The sequence below is a fragment of the Hylemonella gracilis ATCC 19624 genome, assembly GCF_000211835.1.
Lineage (GTDB): Bacteria > Pseudomonadota > Gammaproteobacteria > Burkholderiales > Burkholderiaceae_C > Hylemonella > Hylemonella gracilis.
In genome coordinates, this window is the sequence record NZ_AEGR01000001.1 from 53,071 (window position 1) to 59,220 (window position 6,150).

General features: G+C 65.7%; 7 protein-coding genes. 2 read left to right on the plus strand and 5 right to left on the minus strand.

What is annotated here, in order from left to right:
• Positions 1-3: 3 nt before the first annotated feature.
• Complete coding sequence (locus tag HGR_RS00290) at positions 4-570, minus strand: FKBP-type peptidyl-prolyl cis-trans isomerase (RefSeq protein ID WP_006296027.1); 567 nt, start codon at positions 568-570, stop codon at positions 4-6.
• A gap of 64 nt (positions 571-634) precedes the next feature.
• Between HGR_RS00290 and HGR_RS00295 the strand changes: the two genes are divergently transcribed.
• On the plus strand, positions 635-1,822 hold the full coding sequence (locus tag HGR_RS00295; protein ID WP_006296028.1) for a ribosomal protein uL16 3-hydroxylase: 1,188 nt from the start codon (positions 635-637) through the stop codon (positions 1,820-1,822).
• A 349-nt stretch (positions 1,823-2,171) separates the two neighbouring features.
• Positions 2,172-2,387 carry a hypothetical protein gene (locus tag HGR_RS16945; RefSeq protein ID WP_039851779.1) on the plus strand — a complete coding sequence of 72 codons (216 nt, stop codon included), beginning with the start codon at positions 2,172-2,174 and terminating at the stop codon, positions 2,385-2,387.
• 129 nt (positions 2,388-2,516) lie between these two features.
• On the opposite strand, the gene HGR_RS00305 is transcribed toward HGR_RS16945, so the two are convergent.
• The 4 genes from HGR_RS00305 to HGR_RS00320 form a co-directional block, all read right to left on the minus strand.
• On the minus strand, positions 2,517-3,287 hold the full coding sequence (locus HGR_RS00305) for a MipA/OmpV family protein (protein WP_169312659.1): 771 nt from the start codon (positions 3,285-3,287) through the stop codon (positions 2,517-2,519).
• A 97-nt stretch (positions 3,288-3,384) separates the two neighbouring features.
• The gene (gene bamC / locus HGR_RS00310) at positions 3,385-4,554 is read right to left on the minus strand and encodes an outer membrane protein assembly factor BamC (RefSeq protein WP_006296030.1); all 1,170 of its coding nucleotides are present in this window, start codon (positions 4,552-4,554) and stop codon (positions 3,385-3,387) included.
• 70 nt (positions 4,555-4,624) lie between these two features.
• Complete coding sequence (gene dapA / locus HGR_RS00315) at positions 4,625-5,524, minus strand: 4-hydroxy-tetrahydrodipicolinate synthase (protein ID WP_006296031.1); 900 nt, start codon at positions 5,522-5,524, stop codon at positions 4,625-4,627.
• Between the two features lie 102 nt (positions 5,525-5,626).
• Complete coding sequence (locus HGR_RS00320) at positions 5,627-6,082, minus strand: class I SAM-dependent methyltransferase (protein WP_081463392.1); 456 nt, start codon at positions 6,080-6,082, stop codon at positions 5,627-5,629.
• Positions 6,083-6,150 lie beyond the last annotated feature (68 nt).

Sequence of the window (6,150 nt, forward strand, 5' to 3'; positions counted from 1 at the left end):
TGCTCAATGCACGGAACTGCCGCCGTCGCCCTGTTCGTGCAGGGGGGCGATGCGGAAAAAGCCGGTGCCCGCGGTGCCGCGTCCGATTTCTTCCTCGGTGGCTACGCGCACGCCCTCGACTTTCAAGGCGAGGCGCAAGGCAATGCCCGCCAGCGGATGGTTGCCATCGAGCACCACGTGGTCGGGGTAGATCTCGGTCACGGTGTAGAGCGCGTCGCGCGGGGCGTCCGGATTGCAGCCTGGGGGCAGGGCATGGCCTTCAAGCGTCATGCCTTCTTCCAGCTCGGCGGGGAAGAGCTCGCGTTTTTCCAGGAAGAGCAATTGGTCGTTGAAATCGCCGAAGGCTTCCTCGGGCTCCAGGTGCACCGCCACGCTGGCGCCGACGCCGTGGCCTTGCAAGGCTTGTTCGATCTTTTCAAACAGGTCCTCGCCCCCGATCAGGAATTCGACGGGGTCGTCGAGCACGTCGAGTTCCTCGCCCAGGGTGTCGGTCAGGGTCCAGGTGAGCGCGACCACGCATTGCGGCGTGACGGCGTCCAGGCGCTTGTCGTTCGGATAGTCTGTGTTCATGGGGGACAATTGTCGCCCAAGCTTTTTTCACCCGCGCTGAACCCGTGCACACGAAAGCCTTCCCATGGATGTGAACCTGCCGCTGACCTTGCTGGGCGGCATCAGCCCCGCCGTTTTCATGCGCCGCTACTGGCAGAAAAAGCCCCTGCTGGTGCGCCAGGCCGTGCCGGGCATGCAGGCCCTGCTCACGCGCGCGCAGCTCTTCACCCTGGCGGCACGTGAAGACGTGGAATCCCGTCTGGTGACCTTGCACAAGCGCGGGCGCCAGGAAAACTGGGGTCTGCGCCGCGGTCCCTTCGCGCGACGCGACCTGCCCGCGCTCAAGCCCGCCACGGGCGATTTCTGGACCCTGCTCGTGCAGGGCGTGGACTTGCACGACGAAGCGGCGCACCAATTGATGCAGCAGTTCCGCTTTGTGCCCGATGCGCGCCTGGACGATTTGATGATCAGCTATGCCGTGCAAGGTGGCGGCGTGGGGCCGCATTTCGACAGTTACGACGTGTTCCTGTTGCAGGCGCATGGCAAGCGGCACTGGAAGATCGGCAGCCAGCAGGACTTGAAACTCAAGGCCGGTGTGCCGCTGAAAATCCTTTCCAACTTCCATCCAGAGCAGGAATTCGTGCTCGAGCCGGGTGACATGCTGTATCTGCCCCCACAGTACGCGCACGATGGCGTCGCCGTGGAAGGGGAGTGCATGACTTACTCCATTGGTTTTCGCTCTCCCAAGGCTGGCGGGCTCGCGCAGGAACTGCTGCAGCGCTTGGCGGAGGATGCCGCCGAGGGGATGGACCCTGCGTTCGCCGATCTGCTGTACCGCGACCCGAAGCAGCCTGCGGTGGACGCGCCGGCCAGTCTGCCCAGCCCGCTGCTGCGGTATGCACGCCAAGCCGTGGAGCAGGCCTTGCGCGATCCGCGGGCCGTGGCGCGTGTGCTGGGCGAGGTCTTGAGCGAACCTAAGCCTCAAGTGTGGTTTGAACCGCGGTCCCAGCACGCCAGTGGCGAGCCCTTGTCCGCGTCTGGGATCGTGCTGGACAGGCGCACGCGCATGCTCTACGACGAGGCCCGCCTCTACATCAACGGGGAGAGCTACCTCGCTTCCGACGACGATGGCGGCCGCGACGTCGCGCTGCTGCGGCGCCTGGCCGACGAGCGCCGCCTGGGCGCCAAGGAGGTGCGCGGACTCAGCCGCGCTGCTCGCGAACTTCTCGCTGACTGGCGAGACTCCGGCTGGTTGCACGGCGGATCCGCTTGAGGAAGGCGCGCCTCAGATGTCGTGCCGCTCTCAAAATTGGAGCGCTCGGGTGCAACCGCACGCATCGTGCCGCCTCTTATTTGAAACTGCCGTCATCTTGAATCGATGTACACCCGCCTGTCGGGCGAATTGTTTCAAGGGTTACTACGAATTTATTTTGTATGACGGCAAAAAAAATCCAGAACAGCGCATAAAATTGCGCCCCAATCCGGGTCGTGTGAGCGGGTCGGATTACCAGTGTGGTGCATTGATGGGGCGCGTCTAGGCGGCCTGCCATTTCATGTGTGCCACATCGGGTGAAAGTTTTTTTTGTTGCCGCTCTTTTATTCACTCTCTAAATTCAACCATTATGAAAAAGTCTCTTGCTCTGATCGCCGTGATTTCCGCCGTGGCCCTGGCTGCTTGCGGCAAGAAAGAGGAAGCCGCTGCTCCCGCCGCCGCTCCGGCTGCTGCTGAAGCTCCCGCTGCTGCTCCGGCCGCCGCCGCTCCCGCTGACGCCGCCGCCGCTCCGGCTGCTGCTGCTCCCGCTGCCGCCCCGGCTGCCGCTGAGCCCGCCAAGAAGTAATCTTCGGCTCCGAGTAGGCGCTTCGAGCGCCGAAAGACAAAAAGCCACCGCATTGCTGCGGTGGCTTTTTATTTTTACCCGTGCCCCGTGCTGCCCCGTGCGCGTGGAGCCACGACCTTGCCCTTCCAGCTAGAAGCGGTAGAGGACTGCCGCGATGGCCAGGGTGTTGCGCGTATCGCGCACCAGGGGACTGTCCGCCGCCTCTCCTTGCCAGTGAGTCTGGCTGACCGTCAGCAAGCCGGTGACCGTGGGTGAGAACAGCTGGATGAAGGTCAATGACAGACGCACATCGCGCAAGCCGCCGCGCGTCTCGTATTCCTCGTAGCCGCTGGACGCGGACTGCGCCCGTGTCACGCCGAAATAGGTTTGCATATAGGCCTGATTGGCCCAATTCGCCGCGAGGCCCAGGTTCATCAGGCTGCGCTCCCCGATCCGCGTGCCCCAGCCCAAGCCCAGCTCAGCCTGCCCGCCGTGGCGATCCTCGCCCGAGCCGTAGCGCAGGTGGGAGCGCACGCTCAGGTTTCCGCCCAGCCAGACTCCCAGCCGCTGCTGCGCAAAGATCCCCGGCTCGGCCTCGCGGTTGACCTTACCCATGCCGTCCAGCGCGGGATCATCGCTTTCCTCGCGATCGGGAGAGACGCCGACGTGCGCCCCTAGGCGCAGGCCGGGTGCGGGCGATCCCGCGTAACCGACGCCGTTGAGGCCATCGATGAACCAGCCGTTGGCCCAGCGGTAGCTGAAGTAAGGCAGGGCCCGCAAGCGGTTTTGATCCGCGCCCATGTAGCGCGGGGTGCTGAGCACCGCCGCGCCGATCTGGCCCACGTCCACCCCCGGCGGGCCGTCTCCGCCCCCGTCGCCAAATTGTGCCCAGGCGGTAGGCGTGGCTGCCAGAGCCAACACGACCAGGCTCCTGACCATCCAGCACCTGGCGCCAGCCGCCGCACATCCGGCCAGGCTCAGCCAGCTCGCCCGCATCACGTTCATGGTCATCCCCGGCTCAGCGCAGATCGTCCGCGATCACCTGCAGGATGTTGCGCGCTGGCTCGGAGCGCTCGGGCGCACCTTCCGCGTTGAGCACGGTCACGGTGCTCTGGTTGCCCTCGGCCCGTACCGTGATGCGGTAGCGGCGAGGCGTCTTGTCCAGGGGCTTCGCGCCGCCAAAGGTGCGTGCCCACCAGCCCGGCTCTTCCTCGCCGGACTTGGGCGGTTGCACATAACGCACGTAGTAGATGCCCTGGCTGCGGTCACGGTCTTCCACGGTGAAGCCCGTGCGGTCCAGCGTCAGGCCGACCCGTCGCCATGCACGGTCGAAAGGCTCGCGCACGGTGACCAGGGGTTGGCCGTTGCGTTGCTCCAGCTGCGCGGTCTTGGGTGGTGCCTGGGCTGGGTCGTTCAACGCCGCGGTCTGCCGATCCGACTGCGCGTCCGCCTGTTCGGCCGGAGCGCCCAGCTTGAGCATCAAGCGGCGCAGCATCTCGATTTCCATTTCCGGATCGGAAGCGCGCGGTTGCCAGGCAGTTTGACGTTTCCCCTCGGGATTGGAGCCCGAATCGTCCGTGTAAACCTCCTCTAGGCCACGGTGGCTGATGTAGATCTCGGTGCTGGTGCCGCCATTGGGGCCGGCGACACGCTCAACGCGCGTGCGGTACAGGTCCAGGGTGCTGGTGGACATCAAAGCGCCCAGGATCTTGCGCATGAAGTTCTGCGGCAGCTTGGCGCGGTTTTCAGCCCACTCGGTTTCCATCAGGCCCAGCTTGGGCTCATCCAGCGTCAGTTTCAGCCCGGTCTCTTCCCAGAAGCTGCGCAACTTCGGCCAGACGTCTTCCGGTGTCATGCCCGTCGCCACCAGCCAACGCATGCCGCCCTGGCCTTCCAGGCGCAGGCTCGGCACATTCGGCGCCACAGTCTGCGCGCGGGGCGCCTGCGGCGAGCTGGCCATGCCGCTGCCATAGGTGCTGGCGCTGACCGTGCTTCCAGGCAAGGCGTAGCGTGTGTCCTGGGGCAATTGCGTCAGATCCGGAGGCACCGCCAAGGGCGTGTTTTGGACGGCCGCGCCATAGTCCACCTTGTCGCCCTCAAGCGCGGAGCAGGCGCACAGCAGCAGGGACGACAGCAGCACAAGGCCCCGCTGCAGCGCGCGGGGACGGAGAGGAGAAACGGAATTCAAAGGGCTTTCCTTCTTGGGGGCAGACCGGCGGAGTCGGGCCTGCGTCACGGGACTGTGGTGTCGGGCTCGATCAGAGCATGCCGGCAACGCGCAGGGCGCCTTCCACGGCCGTCTGGCCGCTGGCCGACAGAGGGGTCAGTGGCAGACGCAAGGCGCCGCCGCAGCGGTCCAGGCGGGCCAGCGCCCACTTGACGGGGATGGGGTTGGGCTCGACGAAGAGCTGGCGGTGCAGGGGCATGAGGCGGAACTGGATTTCCATGGCGCGCTTCACATCGCCGGCGATGGCCGCCACGCAGAGCTCGTGCATCAGCCGCGGCGCGACATTGGCCGTCACGCTCACGTTGCCTTGACCTCCGCAGAGCATCAGCGCCACGGCGGTGGGGTCGTCGCCGGAGTAGATGGCGAAATTCTTGTTGACCTTGGGCACCTCGCGGATCAGCCACTGCGCGCGCTCGATGTTGCCCGTGGCTTCCTTGATGCCGACGATGCCGGGCACTTCGGCCAGGCGCAGCACCGTGTCATGCGTCATGTCGGCCACGGTGCGGCCCGGCACGTTGTACAGGATCACGGGCAGGTCCACCGCCTCCGCGATTTTCTTAAAGTGTTGGTACTGGCCTTCCTGGGTCGGCTTGTTGTAGTAGGGCACGACCTGCAGCTGGCAGTCGGCGCCGACGTTTTTGGCGAACTTGGCCAATTCCACCGCCTCGGCCGTGGAGTTGGCGCCGCAGCCGGCCATGATGGGCACGTGCTTGGCGTGCTTGCGCGCCTGTTCGACCGAGACGCGGATGATTTCGCAGTGTTCCTCCACGCTGACCGTGGGCGATTCACCGGTGGTGCCGACCACGCCGATGCAGTCCGTGCCCTCGGCGATGTGCCAGTCGATCAGGGAACGCAGCGTGGGGTAGTCGACGCTGCCGTCGTCGTGCATCGGGGTGACGAGGGCCACGATGCTGCCAGTGATGGGGGTCATGTCGGACTGGAATGAGAGGTTGGTCGTTCTGTAGCGCCGGGCTGGCGGCCTGCGCTGTTACAGGCAAAGGGCTATTTTACGGTCCCCGGGCCAGGGGCCCGCCTATTCCCGCACGGCCGCGACACGTTGCACGCAGCGTGTGGGGCCGTCCAGGGTGACGTCTTCATAGGCGATCACGCGCAGCGGCACCGGGCCGTTCGCGCAGGCGGCGAGCAGTTCCCCCGGACGCAGCAGGAAGTCCGGGTTCGACGGTTTGCCGAATCGCTCGTTGCCCAGCGCGAAGGTTTCGTAGATCAGCGCGCCACCCGGGGCCACGCTTTGGACCAGCGTGGGCAGCAGCGCTCGCCAGAGGTAATTCGTCACGATCACACCGGCGAAGGTCTGAGCGGCCAGCGGCCAAGGGCCGTGTTCGAGGTCGGCTTCGATCAAGTTCGCCTCGGGCAAGGCCAGGCGCACGGTGGCCAAGGCTGATCCGTCACGGTCCACGCCAGTGACCGGGTGTCCGCGTTCATGGAAGAAGCGCAGGTGACGTCCCCTGCCACAGGCCACGTCGAGCACCTTGCCCGCCTGCCGGCCACCATCGGCATCGGCATCGGCATCGGCATCGGCATCGGCATCGGCATCGG